This window comes from Staphylococcus sp. Ze2, from assembly GCF_048568365.1.
GTDB classification, from domain to species: Bacteria; Bacillota; Bacilli; order Staphylococcales; family Staphylococcaceae; genus Staphylococcus; species Staphylococcus xylosus.
Genome location: NZ_CP183486.1, coordinates 673,498 through 693,498 on the forward strand (window position 1 = coordinate 673,498; position 20,001 = coordinate 693,498).

16 protein-coding genes and 1 riboswitch are annotated in these 20,001 nt (G+C 34.2%); of the genes, 10 read left to right on the forward strand and 6 right to left on the reverse strand.

Going from position 1 to position 20,001, the window contains the following annotated elements; all coding sequences use genetic code 11:
- Positions 1-231 precede the first annotated feature (231 nt).
- From ACM591_RS02815 to ACM591_RS02830, 4 genes are all read left to right on the forward strand, one after another.
- Positions 232-1,275, forward strand: a complete 1,044-nt coding sequence (locus ACM591_RS02815; protein ID WP_029378169.1) for a PTS transporter subunit IIC — start codon at positions 232-234, stop codon at positions 1,273-1,275.
- Between the two features lie 526 nt (positions 1,276-1,801).
- On the forward strand, positions 1,802-2,524 hold the full coding sequence (locus tag ACM591_RS02820) for a transglycosylase family protein (RefSeq protein ID WP_216714977.1): 723 nt from the start codon (positions 1,802-1,804) through the stop codon (positions 2,522-2,524).
- A gap of 96 nt (positions 2,525-2,620) precedes the next feature.
- Positions 2,621-2,730: riboswitch (SAM riboswitch) on the forward strand.
- A 59-nt stretch (positions 2,731-2,789) separates the two neighbouring features.
- Positions 2,790-3,947 (forward strand): aminotransferase class I/II-fold pyridoxal phosphate-dependent enzyme, encoded by a 1,158-nt coding sequence (locus ACM591_RS02825; protein WP_326025995.1) that lies wholly within the window; start codon positions 2,790-2,792, stop codon positions 3,945-3,947.
- A 27-nt stretch (positions 3,948-3,974) separates the two neighbouring features.
- Positions 3,975-4,973 (forward strand): D-lactate dehydrogenase, encoded by a 999-nt coding sequence (locus ACM591_RS02830; RefSeq protein WP_081225137.1) that lies wholly within the window; start codon positions 3,975-3,977, stop codon positions 4,971-4,973.
- Positions 4,974-5,178: 205 nt separating this feature from the next.
- Here ACM591_RS02830 and copZ read toward each other — a convergent pair whose 3' ends face one another.
- From copZ to ACM591_RS02845, 3 genes are all read right to left on the reverse strand, one after another.
- Entirely contained in the window at positions 5,179-5,385 is a 207-nt protein-coding gene (gene copZ / locus ACM591_RS02835) for a copper chaperone CopZ (protein ID WP_029378172.1), read from the reverse strand.
- A 51-nt stretch (positions 5,386-5,436) separates the two neighbouring features.
- The gene (locus tag ACM591_RS02840; RefSeq protein ID WP_326025994.1) at positions 5,437-7,821 is read right to left on the reverse strand and encodes a heavy metal translocating P-type ATPase; all 2,385 of its coding nucleotides are present in this window, start codon (positions 7,819-7,821) and stop codon (positions 5,437-5,439) included.
- A 370-nt stretch (positions 7,822-8,191) separates the two neighbouring features.
- Positions 8,192-9,643 (reverse strand): SulP family inorganic anion transporter, encoded by a 1,452-nt coding sequence (locus ACM591_RS02845; protein WP_029378174.1) that lies wholly within the window; start codon positions 9,641-9,643, stop codon positions 8,192-8,194.
- Positions 9,644-9,879: 236 nt separating this feature from the next.
- Here ACM591_RS02845 and ACM591_RS02850 point away from each other — a divergent pair, with 236 nt between their 5' ends.
- The 3 genes from ACM591_RS02850 to ACM591_RS02860 all read left to right on the forward strand — a co-directional run bounded on the left by ACM591_RS02850 (position 9,880) and on the right by ACM591_RS02860 (position 13,707).
- Positions 9,880-10,641, forward strand: coding sequence for an ABC transporter ATP-binding protein (locus tag ACM591_RS02850; protein WP_029378175.1), 762 nt, complete (start codon positions 9,880-9,882; stop codon positions 10,639-10,641).
- Entirely contained in the window at positions 10,631-12,526 is a 1,896-nt protein-coding gene (locus ACM591_RS02855; protein WP_038679191.1) for an FtsX-like permease family protein, read from the forward strand. The genes ACM591_RS02850 and ACM591_RS02855 overlap by 11 nt, the downstream gene beginning before the upstream one ends.
- A 311-nt stretch (positions 12,527-12,837) precedes the next feature.
- Positions 12,838-13,707, forward strand: coding sequence for an SDR family oxidoreductase (locus ACM591_RS02860; protein ID WP_029378177.1), 870 nt, complete (start codon positions 12,838-12,840; stop codon positions 13,705-13,707).
- Between the two features lie 141 nt (positions 13,708-13,848).
- On the opposite strand, the gene ACM591_RS02865 is transcribed toward ACM591_RS02860, so the two are convergent.
- Together ACM591_RS02865 and ACM591_RS02870 are read right to left on the reverse strand one after the other, a co-directional pair.
- Positions 13,849-14,055 carry a hypothetical protein gene (locus ACM591_RS02865; protein ID WP_029378178.1) on the reverse strand — a complete coding sequence of 69 codons (207 nt, stop codon included), beginning with the start codon at positions 14,053-14,055 and terminating at the stop codon, positions 13,849-13,851.
- Positions 14,056-14,191: 136 nt separating this feature from the next.
- The gene (locus tag ACM591_RS02870; protein WP_135059161.1) at positions 14,192-15,613 is read right to left on the reverse strand and encodes an SLC13 family permease; all 1,422 of its coding nucleotides are present in this window, start codon (positions 15,611-15,613) and stop codon (positions 14,192-14,194) included.
- Positions 15,614-15,769: 156 nt separating this feature from the next.
- Between ACM591_RS02870 and ACM591_RS02875 the strand changes: the two genes are divergently transcribed.
- The 3 genes from ACM591_RS02875 to ACM591_RS02885 all read left to right on the forward strand — a co-directional run bounded on the left by ACM591_RS02875 (position 15,770) and on the right by ACM591_RS02885 (position 19,103).
- Positions 15,770-16,966 carry a DUF819 domain-containing protein gene (locus tag ACM591_RS02875; protein WP_326025989.1) on the forward strand — a complete coding sequence of 399 codons (1,197 nt, stop codon included), beginning with the start codon at positions 15,770-15,772 and terminating at the stop codon, positions 16,964-16,966.
- 80 nt (positions 16,967-17,046) lie between these two features.
- Positions 17,047-17,607, forward strand: coding sequence for a sugar O-acetyltransferase (locus ACM591_RS02880; RefSeq protein WP_326025988.1), 561 nt, complete (start codon positions 17,047-17,049; stop codon positions 17,605-17,607).
- A gap of 479 nt (positions 17,608-18,086) precedes the next feature.
- Positions 18,087-19,103, forward strand: a complete 1,017-nt coding sequence (locus ACM591_RS02885) for a PTS sugar transporter subunit IIC (protein ID WP_029378182.1) — start codon at positions 18,087-18,089, stop codon at positions 19,101-19,103.
- A 51-nt stretch (positions 19,104-19,154) separates the two neighbouring features.
- Here ACM591_RS02885 and ACM591_RS02890 read toward each other — a convergent pair whose 3' ends face one another.
- Positions 19,155-19,949 (reverse strand): putative hydro-lyase, encoded by a 795-nt coding sequence (locus tag ACM591_RS02890; protein ID WP_135059160.1) that lies wholly within the window; start codon positions 19,947-19,949, stop codon positions 19,155-19,157.
- Between the last annotated feature and the right edge of the window lie 52 nt (positions 19,950-20,001).

A 20,001-nucleotide genomic window follows, 5' to 3' on the forward strand; every position in this document is an offset into this window, starting at 1 on the left:
TGTGAATTATATATAGAAGTAGGTAGACGAAATCGAATTTAAAAATTGAGATTTCGGTTGCCTACTTTTTATATTGCAATATTTTAATAGTAGGTGGGTAATTTTAGTTGCTATCTTGATAAAAAAATTTCTCGAAGATATAAAAATATTTGAGGAAAATACAGAAACAATATTCTGAAAATTAAGGAAATATGATATATTAGTATTTATTTCAGCTTAGGGGGAACTTCTATGATTAAAGTAAGTCCAAAACAATTTTTATATAATGTACTATCTGGTGTAGCGATTGCCATAGTAGCAGGGTTAATACCTAACGCTATTTTAGGAGAATTATTCAAACTTTTCGCTCCTAAGTACCAGGTTTTTCAAACATTATTACAAGTAGTAGAAAGTATTCAATTTACTGTACCATTATTAGTTGGTGCACTAATAGCAATGCGGTTCAATTTATCACCTTTAGCAACGGCTGTCGTCGCGAGTTCTGCTTTTGTTGGGAGTGGCGCAGCGCAATTTAAAGATGGTGCTTGGATGCTTGTAGGTGTTGGAGATCTTATTAACACAATGATCACTGCAGCAATTGCTGTGTTTTTAATATTAGTCGTTGGTGAAAGATTTGGTAGTTTAACGTTAATTATTCTGCCGACCATTGTCGGTGTGATAGCGAGTTTTATAGGTGTACTTATATTGCCATATGTCCAAATGATTACAACTGGTATTGGCAATTTAGTCAATACATTTACAGAATTACAACCAGTATTGATGTCTATGCTTATTGCATTAGTATTTAGTTTTATAATTATTTCACCTATATCAACTGTAGCAACTGCATTAGCTATAGGTATTAGCGGTTTAGCTGCTGGGTCTGCTTCACTGGGGATTGTGGCATGTGAAGGTGCATTAGTTGCAGGTACGTTAAAAATAAATAGAGCTGGTGTGCCTTTAACAATCTTTTTAGGTGGTGTGAAAATGATGATACCTAATATGGTAAGGCATCCTATTATTCTATTACCAATTTTCTCTAATGCACTAATCACTGGCTTTGTTGGTGCGCTCATAGGAATTGGTGGAACAAAAGAATCAGCAGGTTTTGGAATCATTGGGCTTGTTGGGCCAATTAGTGCATTTAGATTTATGGAACATTCAATATTATTAAACTTAATGTATGTATTTATTGCATTTTTTGTAGTTCCGTTCGTAATGGGATATTTGATAAATACGTTTTATATGAAAACATTAAAGCTATATGATAGAGAAATCTTCAAATTCTTGGCGTAAAATTATAAATAATGTTTAAAATGTATCGTTATTTCTGTAATATAATGTAATGTTTTGAATGATGGACAAAAGAAGAAAATATATTAAAAAGGCCACAAAACAGTGGTCTTTTTAAATTTCAGACAAAAAAATTTGCAAGTTTTACTCCAAAGTATAAATTTTTTGTCCTTTTATTATTTTACAGTTGTGTAACAAAAAGATTTGCTGTAATAATTCAGACTACGTAAGATTATTCGATGATAAAGTTATGAAGCTTAATATAACAGCAATATACACAATATAATTTGAAAATGATGTGAGAATTATGCATTACAAAACAAAACAGCGATGTTTCAATGTTACAAAGTATAGTTTCTTTTGTAACGTTTTGTTATTGAAGTGTAATATAAAAAGGCGAAATATGTGTTATATTATTTGTGGCGAAAAAATAAAACATAAAAATTAATCGATTACAGCACATACGATAAATAATTTAACGAAAATATAATTTTACTTAAAAAGATTTTAATTGGAGGATTTTTTAATTATGAAGAAAACAATTTTAGCATCATCATTAGCAGTAGCATTAGGTGTAACAGGATACGCAACAACAGCAGACCACAATCAAGCTCACGCTTCAGAAGAAAATATCGACAAAGCGCATTTAGCTGATTTAGCTCAAAACAATCCTGAAGAATTAAACCAAAAACCATTACACGCTGGCGCGTATAACTATAACTTCGTTTTAGGTGGAAATGAATATACATTCACTTCAAATGGTCAATCTTGGTCATGGAATTACACAGCTGCAGGTGCTCAAAGTGCAACTTCTAACTCAGTACAAGACGTAACTACTCAAGCAACTACAAACACTAACGAAACTTCAGCTAGTGAAGTAAGTGCTCAAAAACAATCAAGCAATACTCCAGTAGCAGCAGTTGAAGCGCCTAAAGCTTCTTCTAATACAAGTGTTAAAACTGCTCAAACAAGCACTACTTCTAAAACAACAACTACAAATACATCAAGCATTGATGCCATTGCTAACCAAATGGCAGAACGTACTGGTGTATCAGCGTCACAATGGAAAGGTGTTATCCAACGTGAAAGTGGCGGTAATGGAAGTGCGGTTAATGCGTCATCAGGTGCATATGGTTACTTCCAATTATTAGGTCATGGTGAACATGCAGGTATGTCAGTTCAAGATCAAATTGACACAGCAGTAGAAGTTTACCAATCTCAAGGTTCTAGCGCATGGGTTGGTTGGAACTAATTAATAAATATTAAGGCTGAGAGCGACTCAATTGAGTCGCTCTTTATTTATGTTGACATGTTTGAATATTCTGATAAAATTAATGGTAATTTAATAAACTTATCCAGAGAAGCTGAGGGATTTGGCCTGATGAAGCTTCAGCAACAGACTTTGTTATAAAAGTACTGTGCTACTTCCAACAAGCAATAATGCTTGAAAGATAGGTGACATGTGTAACTATATGCCACACAAGTCGGCATATAGTTTTTTTAATAGGAGGATTTTTATGACAATTTCAGATAGATTGGCACAGATACCAGATAGTTATTTTGCAAGAACAATGGGCCAGAAAGTAGAACATGGTCCATTACCTTTAATTAATATGGCTGTAGGTATTCCTGATGGTGAAACGCCCAAAGGAATTATTGACTGTTTTGCTGATGCGCTACGTCAGCCCGACAATCAAAAGTATGTTGCTTTCCATGGTAAAGACTCATTTAAACAAGCAATAGTAGATTTTTATCAAAGACAATTTCAAGTTGAATTAGATAAAGAAGATGAGGTATGTATTTTATATGGTACTAAAAATGGTCTTGTAGGTTTACCAACATGCATCGTGAATCCAGGGGAAAATGTGTTGTTACCAGATCCTGGATATACGGATTATAAAGCTGGGGTATTACTTGCTGATGCCCGACCACAACCACTCGTTTTAGAACCTCCTTATTATTTGCCTCAGTGGGACAAAATAAGCAAAGAAATATTACTCAATACTCGTTTAGTTTATTTGACTTATCCAAATAATCCGACAGGTTCAGTTGCTACAAAATCAGTATTTGAGGAAGCGATTGAGCGTTTTAAGGGAACAAAGACAAAAATCGTTCATGATTTTGCATATAGTGCTTTTGGTTTCGATGCTAAAAATCCTAGCATATTGCAAGCAGAAGGAGCAAAAGACTTAGCAGTAGAAATTTTTTCATTATCAAAAGGCTACAATATGTCAGGATTTCGAGTGGGTTTTGCAGTAGGAAACAAAGATATTATACAAGCATTAAAAAAATATCAATCACATACACATGCAGGTATGTTTGGCGCATTGCAAGACGCAGCAACATACGCTTTGAATAATTATGACGCTTTTCTAGAAGAGCAAAATATAGCATTTAAACGTCGTAGAGATGAATTTGAAGCTAAACTACAACAAGCGGACATACCTTTTGAACCAATGAAAGGTGGCATTTTCTTATGGTTACGTACGCCGAGAAACTTTGATGGGGAAAGTTTTGTTGATTATTTATTACAAGAACAGTCAATCCTTGTTGCGCCAGGTATACCATTTGGAGAACATGGAAAAGATTATGTGCGTATTTCTTTAGCATTAGATGATGAATCATTATTAGAGGCTGCAGAAAGGATACAAGCGCTTAAGCATCTTTATGAATAGAACAAATCTGATTGGAGTGATTAACTTATGACAAGTATTAAAATTTTTGGAGTAAGAGAAGAGGATATACCTTATATTAAGGCATGGTCAACAAAGCATAGTGTAACTGTCGATTTAGATGAAGCATTACTATCATCAGAAACTGTCGATCGTGCAAAAGGATTTGATGGTGTTTCGATATCACAGCAAATTCCTTTTGGTGAAGATGTATATCGCAAGTTGCATGAATTTGGAATTAAGCAAATTGCTCAACGAAGTGCTGGTTTTGATATATATGATTTCGATTTAGCTCAAAAATATGATTTAATTATTTCTAATGTGCCATCTTATTCACCGCATTCTATTGCTGAATACACAGTGTCACAGGCGCTTAATTTGGTTAGAAACTATAATGATATACAACAAAAAACAGCTTCATATGACTTTAGATGGCAACCAGAGATCTTATCACGCTCTATTAAAGATTTGAAAGTTGCTGTTATAGGAACTGGTCGTATCGGTTCAATCGTTGCTAAGATCTTTTCACAAGGTTTTGAAGCTGAAGTGATTGCTTACGATGTTGTCCCTAATGAAAGCTATAAGTCATTTTTAACGTATGCCAATAGTATAAAAGAAGCTGTGCAAGAGGCTGATATTGTTACGGTTCATATTCCTGCAAGTAAGGATAGCGATTATTTATTTGATGATGCATTGTTTAATGAATTTAAACCAGGATCAGTATTTATCAATTGTGCAAGAGGATCCATTGTAAAAACTAGTGCGTTAGTACATGCGCTGGATAACGGTATTTTAAAAGGGGCAGCAATTGATACATATGAATGGGAAAAAGGATTGTTTCCAAGCGACCAACGACAAACGGGATTAAAGGATGAAGTATTAAAGCAATTAATCGAACGACAAGATGTTATTGTTTCGCCTCATATTGCTTTTTATACAGATGCTGCTGTTGAAAACCTAATTGTCGATGCTTTAGATGCAACAATCGAAGTTATTGAGACTGGTGATACTAAATTACGCGTGAATTAATAAGAGAGCAAATATAGATTTAAACCGTGAAAATATAAAAAAAGAGCAGGACAGAAATCTAATTTGTTAGAGAAGATTTCGTTGTCCTACTCCGGTATGGATAAATAGAGTTGAAAAAGGCTGGTTTAAAAGCTTTTTTCAACTCTATTTAATTACTGCTATCACACTGAGTTGAGACCGAGACATTAAATATGTCCTAGCAACTTTATTTTACGTCATAACCTTGATCCTCTATTGCTTCGTACATGTTTGGTGATGTGACTTTGTTATCATCAAAATCAACTTTAACATTACCTTCTTCAAGGTTAACATCAGCTGTTGATACACCATCAAGATTTGTTAGGGCACTTTCAACTGCATGTTTACAGTGCTCACAACTCATACCTTCTACTTTAATTGTTTCAGTTGCCATATCAATCACCTCCTTAAAAATGATTTGTCATATAATCATCTCAAATTTTAATTATAATTTCATGCGTTTTAATCTAAGCGCATTAGCGACAACACTTACAGAACTTAAAGCCATTGCAGCACCGGCAATCCATGGTGCGAGTAAACCTAGTGCAGCAATAGGAATGCCTGCAACGTTGTAACCAAATGCCCAAAATAGGTTTTGACGTATATTACGTATAGTCGATTTACTAGCTGTGATTGCTTTAGGTACGAGTAACAAATCACCACCAAGAATGGTAACGTCAGCGGCTTCTATGGCAACTTCTGTACCTGTACCAATAGCAATTCCTATATCTGCTTGGACTAATGCTGGGGCATCATTTACGCCATCTCCTACCATAGCTACAGTCTTATTATTAGCTTGTAATGATTTTATCTTAGTCGCCTTTTCTTCTGGTAACACTTGTGCAATGACTGTATCTATACCAACTTGTGAAGCAATGGCTTCTGCTGTAAGTTGGTTATCTCCAGTCAACATAACGACTTCTATATTTAAATCATGTAACTGTTGGATTGCTTTCTTGGTAGAATCTTTGACAGTATCAGCTACTGCGATTGCACCACTTAATTGTTGATCAACCGCTATCAACATAGCCGTCTTACCTGATTGTTCAAACTGGGATAATTGTAGTTCAGAACTATTAATGGTTACGTGATAATCTTCTAAGAATTTACGATTACCCACCAATAAAGATTTTCCGTCAATTGTAGCTTTGATGCCACGTCCAGGTACCGCTTCGAAGTCATGAACTTCTAATAAATCAACTTGTTTTGTTTTTGCATAATTAATGATAGCTTCTGCGAGTGGGTGTTCAGAAGCTTTTTCGGCGCTAGCTAATAATTGTAATGTTTCACTATCGCCATCAAAGTCTGTAACTACAGGTGTTCCGTGTGTGATAGTTCCTGTCTTGTCTAAGACAACGGTATCGATTTGATGCGCACGTTCAATATGTTCGCCACCTTTAAATAGAATACCGTTTTCGGCAGCCTTTCCAGTACCTACCATAATCGAAGTAGGAGTGGCTAACCCAAGTGCACAAGGGCAAGCAATAACCATGACGGCAATTGCTGCTACTAAAGCTGGTTCAAATTGGCCTTGGTGTACTAAAGTAATCCATATAGTAAATGTTAGAATAGCAATACAAACTACAATAGGCACAAAATAGCCAGATATAATATCAGCAAGTCTCTGAATAGGTGCTTTAGAACCTTGAGCTTCTTCAACTACTTTGATAATAGAAGCGAGCGCAGTGTCTTTTCCAACTTTCGTGGCTTCGATTGTGAGCACGCCATTTTGATTCATTGTTGAACCAATAACATAATCGCGCTGTGTTTTTTCAACAGGTATAGATTCACCGGTTAACATGGATTCATCTACAGAAGTTTTGCCTTTGACAATTTTTCCATCTACTGGTATTTTCTCTCCCGGTTTAATAATTAAATAATCGCCTTCTACGACTTCACTTAAAGGTATCAGAAATTCCTCATTATTACGTAGTACACGTGCTTCCTTAGCTTGCAAGTTTAGCAATTCACTTAAGGCATTTGTTGTATGTGATTTTGCACGTGCTTCCAAATACTTACCAAATAAAATAAGTGTAATGAGTACAGCACTTGTTTCGAAATACAAATGAGGCATAATCTCTGTATTGTTCAGCCATTTAATCATCTCATATAAGCTATAAAAATAGGCTGCGCTCGTTCCTAATGCTACTAATACATCCATGTTTGCTGAACCATTGCGAAGATTTTTATATGCCCCAACATAAAATTGCCAACCAATGATAAATTGTATCGGAGTTGCTAAGATAAATTGAAACCATGGATTCATTAAAATTGAAGGCAATTGCATGTTAAAGAGATGTACAAACATAGTTAATAGTAACGGGAAAGCCAATATAGCTGAAACAATTAATTTTGTAAGTTTACGTTTTAACTCTATTGCTTTGTGTGATTGTTTTTCATCAGCTTCTTTTTTAGGCTGCGCATCATAGCCCAATTTTTGAATTTTTTCAATTAAAGTATCGACGGAAGTTGAATTAGGATTATATAAAATCGTAGCATTTTCAGTTGTAAGGTTTACGTTAGCTTCCTCTACACCATCAGTACGATTCAATACCTTTTCAATACGGTTAGAACATGCGGCACATGTCATGCCTGTCACGTCTAAGTCAACTTTTTCATTTAATACGCCATATCCTGTTTTTTCTATTGTATTGGAAAGGTCAGTAGACGAAGTCGAGCTAGGGTTATAAATTATTGTGGCTTTTTCAGTTGTTACGTTAACGTTAGCTTCAACATCATCCATTTTGTTTAAATTTTTCTCAATACGGTTAGCGCAAGCTGCGCATGTCATACCCGTAATATTGAAAGTAGTTTTTTTCTGTTCACTCATTGGAGTAGCCTCCTTTCAGGTTGCAAATAAATACCCGTAACAATAGAATCTTTACACTATTAATATACCCCTAGTAGGTATAGTTGTCAATGTTGTTGTTTTAAAAAAGAGAGACTAGAAATACAAAATCAAAATTTACAAATTGACTTTGTATTCCTAGTCCCTCAAGATATTACGATAATGATTTACTAATTTGGCTTGTTTGCTTTATACATTCTGTTCGTAAGGTTGATTCAATGATAAACACACTAATAATAAAAAATAATGGTATTTTACTTTACTATAGTTTAGTTTTGTTGGAACTTAATAAATGAAACAACAAAATCAATTTAATATGCTTATTCTGTATTCTATGCGAACTAACTTGAATTTATAAAAGATGCTGCTGGTTTACTTTACTTAATTCGTTAACAATTTTACGACTATCTTTATTTAGATGCTGGACATAAATTTTGTTGTTCTTTTTATGGTAATTTTCAATTAATGTATCTATGGCATTAACTGCTGAATCATCCCATAAATGTGCTTCTTTAAAATTTAGATAGATAGTTTTGTCCCGTAATTCTAAATTGAGTTGGTTCATTAATGAATCTATAGAAACAAAGAAGATTTGCCCTTTGATATTGTAATGAATAGCATGGTCAATTTCTTCATATTGTACGGAAACATTTGAAATTTTGGTAGCGAAACACAAGGCGCTTACAATTACACCAATAATTACGCCTAATGCTAAATTGCTTGTAATTAATACGATAGTTACGGTAAGAAGCATCACGAGCGCATCTGTACGAGGTGCTTTTTTAATGAATTTAAATGACCCCCAATTAAAAGTCCCCACAGAAACCATAACCATAATAGCTGCTAGAATTGGCATCGGAATTTCAACGACCCAATCACCAAATACGATGATTAAAATAATTAAGAACACACCAGCAGTGAAGGTTGAAAGGCGCGTCGTAGCACCAGAGCGGACATTGATTACAGATTGACCGATCATCGCACAGCCACCCATAGAACCAAAGAAACCGGTGATAACATTGGCGATTCCCTGGCCACGAGATTCTTGGTTTTTACTACTGTAGGTATCTGTTGCTTGATCAACAATTCGAGCTGTAAGCAAGCTTTCCACAAGTCCAACAATCGCCATAGATAAGGCATATGGGAAAATAATTTTTAGTGTTTCTAAGTTGAACGGAACATCAGGAATAAAAAATTGAGGTAATGAACGTTTAATTTCACCTAAATCTCCAACTGTTTCTACATTTGCACCAGTCACTATGTAAGCTACTGTTAATAATATGATTGCAATTAGTGGTGCAGGTATCTTGTTAAAAATACGTGGTAAAAGGTAGATAATCAATAAGGTAACGATAACAAATAGATAAGTAGCAAAAGATATGCCAAAAATATGTTTGATTTGTGTTAAGAAAATCATGATTGCTAAGGCATTAACGAAACCAATCATGACAGAGTTGGGGATAAACTTCATTAAACGACCAATTTTTAATATGCCGAAAATAATTTGAATAAGCCCCATTAGAATAGTGGCTGCTAATAAATATTGGACACCGTGATCACGTACTAAAGGTACAATAACTAGAGCTACAGATCCTGTTGCTGCAGAAATCATAGCTGGTCTTCCACCTACGAAAGAAATAACAACTGCAATAATAAAGGAGGAATATAGACCAACCATAGGGTCTACTCCTGCTATAATTGAAAATGAAATGGCTTCTGGAATTAATGCTAAGGCGACGACGATACCAGCCAATATATTGATTCCTGGAGCGGTTAGCCATTCGCGTTTGATTTTATTTAACATCTATTTTACTCCTTATTTAAAAATGAACTAGACTATTATATCATATGGTGAAAGTTATTACTCCTAAGCTATAAAAGTAGCTCTAAAATAAAAAGTTCAAAATATGAGTGAATCATGATTTTCAAAAGGTGTGACAAGTTTGTCATTTTAGAACCTAAGGTTGTTAGATGAAACGAACGAAAATATACTGCGTCTTAGTTAAACTAAGGTTATAAATTATTTAAGGAGTGAAGGACATGTCTATATTAAAAGTAGAGGGGCTTACTAAAAGCTATGGCAACAGACATAGACAACAAGAAGTGCTTAAAGGCCTTGATTTTTCTATAGAAAAAGGCGAGTTTGTTACGATAATGGGACCATCAGGATCAGGAAAAACAACATTGCTAAACGTCTTAAGTTCTATTGATTATATTACGAGTGGTACGGTCGAAATCAATGGCAATAAAATAAATAAAATGAGTAATAAAGCATTAGCTGATTTCAGAAAAAAAGAAGTGGGCTTTATTTTTCAAAATTATAGTGTGCTAAATACACTTACAGTTAAAGAAAATATTATGTTACCACTTTCCATTCAAAAAATGTCTAAAACAGAGAAAGAGCAAAATTATAGTGAAGTCACTAAGGCTTTAGGGATTCAAGATTTAGGCCATAAATACCCTAATGAAATATCTGGTGGCCAACAACAACGTACTGCAGCAGCGCGTGCGTCCGTTCATAAACCAGCGATTATATTTGCGGATGAACCAACAGGTGCATTAGATTCTAAAAGTGCACAAGATTTGTTAAATCGCTTAGAAGATTTAAATAAAAATTTAGAAGCGACAATCGTTATGGTTACACATGATCCTGTCGCAGCAAGTTATTCTAATAGAGTAATCATGCTAAAAGATGGCAATATTCACTCTGAAGTGTACCAAGGTGATGATTCAAATCAAGCCTTTTATAAAAATATTATTCATATGCAGACGGCATTAGGCGGTGTCGCACATGAGTTTTAATCAAATTGTACTTAAGAATTTAAAACAGAACTTACGTCATTATGCGATGTATATTTTTTCATTGATTGTAAGTATCGTATTATATTTTAGTTTCGTGACTTTAAAATATACAGATAGTATTAATAATGAGAATTCAATGGCAATTATAAGAAAGGGGTCTGACGTTGGATCTTATTTCTTATTTTTTATCATCATTATCTTCCTAATGTATGCAAATCAATTGTTTATTAAGAGACGTACGCGTGAATTTGCTTTATTCCAATTGATTGGCCTAACTAAGTCTAATATATTGCGCATGCTTATAATTGAACAGATTGCTATGTTTTTAGTCACTGGTATCATTGGTGTCATAGTAGGGGTGTTTGGATCTAAGTTATTACTCATGGTTGTGTTAAAAGTTTTGCATATTAGTACAAGTGTAGCTTTAACTTTCCAATTTGCTGCAGTATTTCAAACAGGTTTACTAATATTCATATCTATGCTGCTAATTATTATACAAAGCTATATTTTCTTACGCAGACGTAGTATTTTATCGATGATGAATGATAGTACAAAATCAGAAGTATCAAAGAATACCATATCAATAGTTGAGGTTTGCTCAGGTATCTTAGGTATTGTGATGATTGTGATTGGCTATTATATGTCTACAGAAATGTTTGGGAAATTCTCAAGTAACATGATGTTTACACCATTTATTATATTGTTTTTAACAGTAGTAGGTGCTTATTTATTCTTTAGAAGTTCTGTATCTGTTATTTTTAAAATGATAAAAAATGCAAAACGTGGCAAAGTGTCAATCACTGATGTTGTATTTACATCTTCAATCATGCATAGAATGAAGAAAAATGCTTTGTCGTTAACGATAATTGCAACTATATCGGCAGTAACGGTTACTGTTCTTTGTTTTGGGGCAATCAGTAAATCAACTATTGATGATAATGTCGCCTTGACATCACCTCAAGATTTTAATTTTATTGACAATAAACAAGCAGAGTCATTTGAAAGTAAAATGAAAGAAGCGCATATCGATTTTGATAAAAAGTATAAAGAAGTTTCTGAAGTGAAAATGTCGAAAGATACTTTTTTTAAAGATAATGGTAATCCAGATATGTTTAAACGTGATTCGATGTTAATTACGAGCAACAAAAATTTTAATGATAATCAAGTTAATGGTAATCGTGCGAAAGTGGTTAATATGGTAGCTCCTGGAGGAATGGTTCAGCACAATGAAAAAGGTGAGATTGTGTTAGAAAATCAATCCCAACAAACGTTTAAAGTCGTTGGATCAGAAAAAGACGTTAACTTCATGAGTGCAATTAGTTTTGGTGGTCCGGTGTTATTAGTTAGTGATGATAAATATAATGATTTAAAACTTAATTCTAGCGAAACAAGACAACAATTTGGTTATAATTTGGAAAAACAAAGTGATTGGAAAGCAGCAAACCAAATTGCTAAATCAGTGTCGCCAAATATCGAATCGAAAAAAATGGTACGTCAATCGATGGATGATACTGTAGGTATTTTATTATTTGTTACATCATTTTTAGGATTAGCCTTTTTAGTCGCAGCGGGCTGTATCATCTACATTAAACAGATGGATGAAACTGAAGATGAAATACCAAATTTTATTATTTTACGTAAAATTGGCTATACACATTACGATATGTTAAAAGGTTTAGCTTTAAAAGTGATGTTTAACTTTGGCTTACCTCTCATTGTATCCTTACTGCATGCTTATTTTGCAGCAAAAGCATTTATATTACTTATGGGCGGTAATAGTATGTTACCAGTTTATATTGTTATGGGTACTTATTCTGTTGTGTATTGTATATTTGCAATTATGGCATTTGTACATTCAAGTAGGATCGTAAAGCATTCAATTTAAAGGAAATCATAGAAGTCATTTAAAATAAGATAGAACTTAACTGCTATAGATGAAAGTAAGCTTGCCTATATTGGTTAATTCTAGAAAAAGTATATTTACTACAAAGTAGATATAAATGATTAGCAGAGGTGTCTGCTGAATAAATTGCACGTTGTTTATACCATGTAAGCCTTTGGGAAATCCGTATATTTCTCAAAGGCTTTTTTTGTGGTATTAATAAGTTGTTTACTATTGAATGTTGGTCGAACATGTTTGATTCCTATTGAAAGTGGTATTTGGCAGTAAAAGGGTAAAATGGAGGTATGTAGCATATGAATTTAACTGAATTCCATAAAGAAATTAAAGGATATACGCAAGATAGACAGCCAGGTATACAAAAAGATATGAATCCACAACCTATTACTGAGATGGAAGGTTACAAAAGTGGTGGTAAACTCCAAGGTAAAATTGCATTGGTTACTGGGGGAGATTCGGGGATTGGTCGCTCTGTTGCGGTATTATATGCCAAAGAAGGGGCAGATGTGGCGATTGGTTATTTCGATGAACAGGAAGATGCTGAAGCGGTAGTAGAACAATTAACTTCATTAGGTGTCAATGCGAAAGCATATGCGCATGACTTAAAAAGTGTCGACGCATCACAAAATTTAATTGATAAAGTCGTTAAAGATTTTGGAGGATTAAATATATTAGTTAACAATGGAGGGGTACAATTCCCTCAGGATAACTTTGAAGATGTTTCGCCAGAACAGATTAAAGAGACGTTTGAAACAAATGTTTTTGGCATGATGTTCTTATCACAAGCTGCAGCACCGCATTTAACAGATGGTGATGCAATTATAAATACTACAAGTGTAACTGCTTATAGAGGATCGGCTCATCTGATTGATTATTCTGCTACAAAAGGTGCAATCGTTGCTTTTACACGTTCATTAGCGTCATCTTTAATTGATCAAGGTATTCGAGTAAATGCTGTTGCGCCAGGACCAATTTATACACCATTAATTCCTGCTACTTTTTCAGAAGATAAAGTTGAGAATCAAGGTGGAGATACACCAATGGGAAGAAGAGGGCAACCAGCAGAACTTGCACCGTCATACGTTTTCTTAGCATCATATGCAGACAGTTCTTATATTACTGGTCAAGTTATACATGTGAATGGCGGAGACTATATCACATCATAATATAAAATTAAAAATAAAAAGCAACGAGACAGTCTTTTGGCTGTCTCGTTGCTTTTATGTCTGAAGGTTGTCTTGGAAATTTCAGTATAAACAATTTATGTCAGTTGTAGATTATTTTATCTAGAAGAAAGTGTATAAACGTTAGAAGAAATCTGAAGGTTTCAGATCATTGAAATCTAAATTTTTTAAGCTGTCGAAGTTAATGTTTTCAATACTTTGTACAATTTCACCACTTTTAACTTGGTTATAATAGTTTGTCGCTTCTGAAACAACATCGTGTTCCTGGAATGTTTTTACTATACCAAGTATTAAGACAATTGCTATCGCTCCTTTAAATAAGAATTTCATAATTATTGACTCCTTCTATAAGTTTATAACGTTATTTTACAGTGTTTTTTCTAGTAAAACATGCGTCCATAGTATAGAAAGTGTATCATACATAAGTTGTATGTTGTATATTAAATGATTGTGTTTAATTTATTTTTTATAATCCGAATGCGATAGGTAACCAGAAGTAAGCAAAGAGTGAAATTACAATGATAGCGAAAATATTTAATATAAAGCCAGCTTTCACCATATCTTTCATCTCTATTTCGTCAGAACTAAATATGGCTGCATTCGGTGGTGTTGAAATCGGCAGCATAAATGCACATGTAGATGAAAGGGCAACTATACCCATAATTATAAACGGATCTTGGCTAATCGCTGCTGCAAAGCCAATACTAATTGGCATCAACATATTAGAAACAGCTGTGTTTGACATCACCTCTGTTAAAAATAGAATTGCTGTTGATAATACTAGCACGATTAATATTAATGGTAGAGGTTTTACAATTCCCATCATGCTACCAAACCATTTTGTAAGTCCTGAATCTTCAAAGGCTGCAGCTAAAGATAACCCGCCTCCGAATAAGAGTAGTATACCCCAAGGGAGTTTGGTCATATCGCCCCATATAAGTAGCCCTCCTTTTTTGGATTTTGCAGGAATGAGAAACAGTAATACTGCGCCAAACATTGCAATGCTAGTGTCTGTTATATGTAATGAACCAGGGAGTAATCCGCCAAATATCCATAAAAGACTGACAAATAGAAAAACAATTCCCGTAAGTTTCTCTTCCTTAGACATAGGTCCTAAATCATGTAATGCTTTCTTCGCAAAATCTGATGATATATGATCAGCATCTTCAATTCTGAATAACCATTTCGTTAGTAAGAAATAAAGAATTGCTAATAATATGACAGTAAGAGGTACGGCAAAAATCATCCACTGAGCAAAGGATACTTTCCTATCAAGGCTAGACGACGCAATTGCCGCAAAAACGGCGTTTGGCACTGAACCGATAAGTGTTGCTAGTCCACCTATAGAGGCCGAATAGGCTACAGTTAGGAGGAGTGCTTTACTAAATTTACTAGCAGACTCAGGCTTAAGAAATTGTGCGTCTTTAATTTCTTTGATGAGTGCTAAAGCAATAGGCAACATCATGAGTGCCGTAGCCGCATTTGAAATCCACATAGAGATAAAGGCGGTAGCAATCATAGTACCTAGGATGATACGGTTACTACTTGTTCCCATCATTGATATAATGGTCATTGCAATACGCTTGTGTAAGTTCCATTTCTCAATGGCTAAAGCAATAATAAATCCACCCATATACATAAATACGATAGGATCAGCATAAGCACTCGATGCGATAACTTCATCAGTGCCTCCTGTTAATGGAAGTAGAATTAATGGAAGTAGGGATGTTGCTGGTATAGGAATAGCTTCGGTTATCCACCATGTTGCCACAAATAGTGTAACTGCAAGTACAGCTCTAGGTGAGTCATCCAACCCTGTTATCCCAGGAATAAAGTAAAAAATAAGAAAAAGTAAAGGGCCTAAAAATAACCCGATTTTTTGTTTCATAATTATTTCCCCCTTGTTTATGACGCTATAACTGTAAGAATATCAATAAGCTAACGTATAGACAATTAATTTTTCAGAAAATTATAAAAATATACAACTGAGACTGATAGAATATAAGTAATAGATTAAAACAAATATAAGCAAGGGGATGATTTTATGGTAGTGGGGGCACTTATAGACAAAGGAGATACATGGATTTTATGGGCAATCATTATTGTGTGGGCAACTATGAGCTTATTTTTAGAACAGAGGTATCAATGGGCTAGTAAAATTTCTGGGGCTATTATTGCACTTGTTGGTGCGATGGTATTATCTAACTTTAAGGTGATACCAACGAGCTCACCAGTTTATGATACTGTATGGGATTACATTGTACCTTTATCGATACCATTACTGTTATTTAGTTCTAATATTATGAAAATATGGAAAGAAAGTAGAAGATTGTTGATTATATTCTTCATTGCTTCGATAGGAACTATGATTGGAACATTTGTTGCATTTATTATATTAAATCAATGGATACCTTATTTGAATAAGATAGGAGCGATGATGACAGGTAGTTATATTGGTGGTGGAGTTAATTTTGCGGCGTTAAGCTCTAAACTTGAAACACCAGGGGATATGGTGTCATCAACAGTAGTCGCAGATAATAGCGTTATGGCGTTGTACTTTATGCTATTGATTGCGCTCCCTTCACTTCCATTAATTAAAAAGCATTTTAAAACAGATTATAATATAGAACAATCTCCAAAGGTGCAACAATCGTATTGGCAACCCCAAAAAATTCAATTGCTAGATATAGCATTTTCGGTAGCGAGTGCAATAACACTTGTAGCAGTAAGTTTTAAAGGTGCTGAATTGGTTCAACAATGGATACCTAAAAGTAACGTTGTGCTCACTATTATTAGTTCTTTCTTTGGAGATGCCTATCTTTTATTAACTACTTTAACATTAATTGTGGTAGCGATATGGGGAGACTTCTTTGAAAAGTTAGCTGGTGCATCTGAAATAGGAACTTTTTTAATTTATATTTTCTTTGTAGTTATAGGGATTCCTGCTTCTTTTGCCACAATTATAACAACGGCACCTTTACTCTTTGTTTTTGTTATTATGATACTTATTTTTAATTTAGGGTTAAGTTTGTTGTTAGGTAAAGCATTTAAATTTAAAATTGAAGAAATATTATTAGCAAGTAATGCCACAGCAGGTGGACCCACAACAGCAGCTGCACTAGCTATTGGAAAAGGATGGACAGGACTTGTTGGACCTATTCTTATAATAGGAACATTGGGTTACGTCGTAGGAAATTATGCTGGAACATTGATTTATCAATTGTTAAGTCATATGACCTAAATAGCATTGAAGTATAATATGTAATTATAATAATAGGTGAATTAAACTAAATGTCTATGATAAGAAAGGAAGAAATAATTATGAGTGAAAAAAATAAGATGCTAGCTAGTGAATGGTACGATGCAAACAATGATAAAGATTTAGGGGCAGAGCGAATGAAAGCTAAAGATTTATGTTTTGATTTAAACCATGTTCGTCCTAGCGATCAAGCACAGCGACAAGGAATAATAACAGAGATTTTAAATTATGAGCCTCAATCATTAGAATTACTAAGTCCATTCCAAGCTGATTATGGCTATAATATCAATTTAGGCCAGCGTGTCTTTATTAATCACGATTGTTATTTTATGGATTGCAATAAAATTACGATTGGAGATGATGTATTTATTGGTCCTAATTGTGGCTTATATACAGCAATTCATCCTCTTGACTATCAATCGAGGAACAAAGGGATAGAAAAAGCTTTACCCATCAATATTGGAAACAATGTTTGGATAGGAGCAAATGTAGCTGTATTGCCGGGTGTGACTATAGGTGAATGTGCTGTTATAGGAGCGGGTAGTGTGGTTGCTAAAGACATACCTGCCAATGCGCTTGCACTCGGCACACCTGCTAAAACTGTTAGTACAATTAATCAATAAGCAAGTTTTTTCTGATTTTACATGATACATTCATATAATATTTAAGAGAATGCCGTCAAAAGATTGTTGTTTTGGCGGTATTTTATATAATTTGAATTTCTTGTTTTAATTTATAGAGTTTCGATTTAGTTTGGATAAATAATAAAAATCGATGTATCTTTCACATAAATGTTGTAGGGAGTGGAATTATATTTGTATTTGGTTGTGTAATATCAAAGAACAAATTAAAATTATATTGAAAAATATTCCGCAGAGCTTAAATTAAAAATAATTAAATTGTTCGGAATATAATTGAGATTTGTGTTAAAATATAAAAATGTGAGTGAAATGGTAAGAGTAATAATAGTGACTATATAAACATGAATGCAAAATTTATAAAATATAAAGTTTTTACAGATTGTTTGAACAAGCCAACTTTTAAATGACGATTTCCATATCTAACTTAACGATTACTAGACAAGAAAAGAGGAATATTGAATATGGATATTTTAATTGGAACATTATTTTTAATTATAGTGTTAGCTTTATTTACAATATTTACATATCGAGCACCTAAAGGTATGCGTGCCATGGGAGCTTTAGCAAATGCAGCAATTGCAACATTTTTAGTAGAAGCTTTTCACAAATATGTAGGTGGAGATTTATTAGGTATTAAGTTTTTAGGTGAATTAGGTGATGCTGCTGGAGGTCTAGGTGGCGTAGCGGCAGCGGGCTTAGTATCATTAGCAATTGGTGTTTCACCGGTTTATGCGTTGGCAATCGCTGCTTCATGTGGTGGTTTAGATTTGATACCAGGATTTGTAGCTGGTTATGTAATTGGTTATCTAATGAAATATGCTGAACGTAAAGTACCAGACGGTATAGATTTAATAGTAGGTATTATTATTATTGCGCCTTTAGCGAGATTAGTTGCAACGGGTGTAACGCCGTTAGTTAATAATTCGCTATTAAAAATAGGGGACATTATCCAAAGTTCAACTGAAGTAAGTCCAATTATTATGGGGATTATTTTGGGTGGGGTCATCACTGTTGTTGGTACAGCTCCACTAAGTTCTATGGCTTTAACTGCATTATTAGGGCTTACGGGTATGCCAATGGCGATTGCAGCAATGGTGTCATTTGCTTCTTCATTCATCAATGGTACCATGTTTAGCAAACTAAAATTAGGTGACCGTAGATCTAGAATTGCAGTATGTATCGAACCACTATCTCAAGCCGACGTAGTGTCTGCGAATCCAATACCGATATATACAGCAAACTTTATAGGAGGAGCGATTGCAGGTGCAGTCATTGCCTCTTCCGGTATGATCAATGATGCTACAGGTACTGCTACACCGTTAGCTGGATTTTTGGTTATGTTTGGATTTAACGATCCAGTGAAAATCTTTATTTACGGTGCTATTGTAGGTGTTATTGGCTTAATTGTTGGTTATGTATGTTCTATTATATTTAAGAATCATCCAATTGTTTCAAAAGAAGACATTGAAGCAAGATAAAATAAAAAAGCACTTTGACGTTTGTTTTTAGATACGTCAAAGTGCTTTTCTTTAATCGCTTAATTGGCTATCAGGAATATCTGTAATGAACATATGACCGGGAGCGTGTGTAATCATAATGTCTGGTTTAGCATCTAAAGCGACAGATTGAGGTGTCACACCACATCCCCAAAAGACAGGAACTTCATTATTTTTAATTATTACAGGTTCACCAAAATCAGGCTTACTTATATTAGAAATACCAATTTCTGAAGGATTTCCAATATGCATAGGTGTACCATGTACATTTTTAAAACGAGAAGTGATTTCCGTTGCTTTAATCGCTTGTTGCATAGTCATAGGACGCATGCTTACGGTGATGTTACCAGAAAATTGGCCGCTATCGGCAGCTGGAATATTAGTCATATACATTGGTACATTATGTCCTTCTTCTAAATGACGTATAGGAATACCGGCTTCCAGTAATGCATGTTCAAATGTAAAGCTACAGCCTATTAAAAAACTAACCATATCTTCTGTAAACAAAGCGTCGATGTTAGGTATTTGTTCTATGAGTTTACCTTGTTTATAAACACGATAGGCAGCAACTTCGGTAGTAATGTCAGCTTGTTGACCAAAGGTAGGAAATGACTTCGATCCTTTTTCAGACACATCTAAGAGTGGGCAAGTTTTAGGGTTTCTAAAACAAAATTTCAAAAAGTCATAAGCGTAAGCAGAAGGAAGTATGACAACATTAGCCTGAATATAGCCTTTGGCCATACCACTTGTATGGTCAGTCAGTTCTCCTTGTTTAATCATTTTTCTTATTGTAGCTGGTTGTTGTATTTGTAAGTCCAAATTTATCATCCCCTTATAAAATAATAATATCATTTTACCAAAAATTCAGAAAATTATAGTG

Bases quoted from the DNA above. Each gene is read 5' to 3' on its own strand.
- ACM591_RS02815 (WP_029378169.1), top strand. From the start codon at position 232: ATGATTAAAGTAAGTCCAAAACAATTTTTATATAATGTACTATCTGGT.
- ACM591_RS02820 (WP_216714977.1), top strand. From the start codon at position 1,802: ATGAAGAAAACAATTTTAGCATCATCATTAGCAGTAGCATTAGGTGTA.
- ACM591_RS02825 (WP_326025995.1), top strand. From the start codon at position 2,790: ATGACAATTTCAGATAGATTGGCACAGATACCAGATAGTTATTTTGCA.
- ACM591_RS02830 (WP_081225137.1), top strand. From the start codon at position 3,975: ATGACAAGTATTAAAATTTTTGGAGTAAGAGAAGAGGATATACCTTAT.
- copZ (WP_029378172.1), bottom strand. From the start codon at position 5,385: ATGGCAACTGAAACAATTAAAGTAGAAGGTATGAGTTGTGAGCACTGT.
- ACM591_RS02840 (WP_326025994.1), bottom strand. From the start codon at position 7,821: ATGAGTGAACAGAAAAAAACTACTTTCAATATTACGGGTATGACATGC.
- ACM591_RS02845 (WP_029378174.1), bottom strand. From the start codon at position 9,643: ATGTTAAATAAAATCAAACGCGAATGGCTAACCGCTCCAGGAATCAAT.
- ACM591_RS02850 (WP_029378175.1), top strand. From the start codon at position 9,880: ATGTCTATATTAAAAGTAGAGGGGCTTACTAAAAGCTATGGCAACAGA.
- ACM591_RS02855 (WP_038679191.1), top strand. From the start codon at position 10,631: ATGAGTTTTAATCAAATTGTACTTAAGAATTTAAAACAGAACTTACGT.
- ACM591_RS02860 (WP_029378177.1), top strand. From the start codon at position 12,838: ATGAATTTAACTGAATTCCATAAAGAAATTAAAGGATATACGCAAGAT.
- ACM591_RS02865 (WP_029378178.1), bottom strand. From the start codon at position 14,055: ATGAAATTCTTATTTAAAGGAGCGATAGCAATTGTCTTAATACTTGGT.
- ACM591_RS02870 (WP_135059161.1), bottom strand. From the start codon at position 15,613: ATGAAACAAAAAATCGGGTTATTTTTAGGCCCTTTACTTTTTCTTATT.
- ACM591_RS02875 (WP_326025989.1), top strand. From the start codon at position 15,770: ATGGTAGTGGGGGCACTTATAGACAAAGGAGATACATGGATTTTATGG.
- ACM591_RS02880 (WP_326025988.1), top strand. From the start codon at position 17,047: ATGAGTGAAAAAAATAAGATGCTAGCTAGTGAATGGTACGATGCAAAC.
- ACM591_RS02885 (WP_029378182.1), top strand. From the start codon at position 18,087: ATGGATATTTTAATTGGAACATTATTTTTAATTATAGTGTTAGCTTTA.
- ACM591_RS02890 (WP_135059160.1), bottom strand. From the start codon at position 19,949: ATGATAAATTTGGACTTACAAATACAACAACCAGCTACAATAAGAAAA.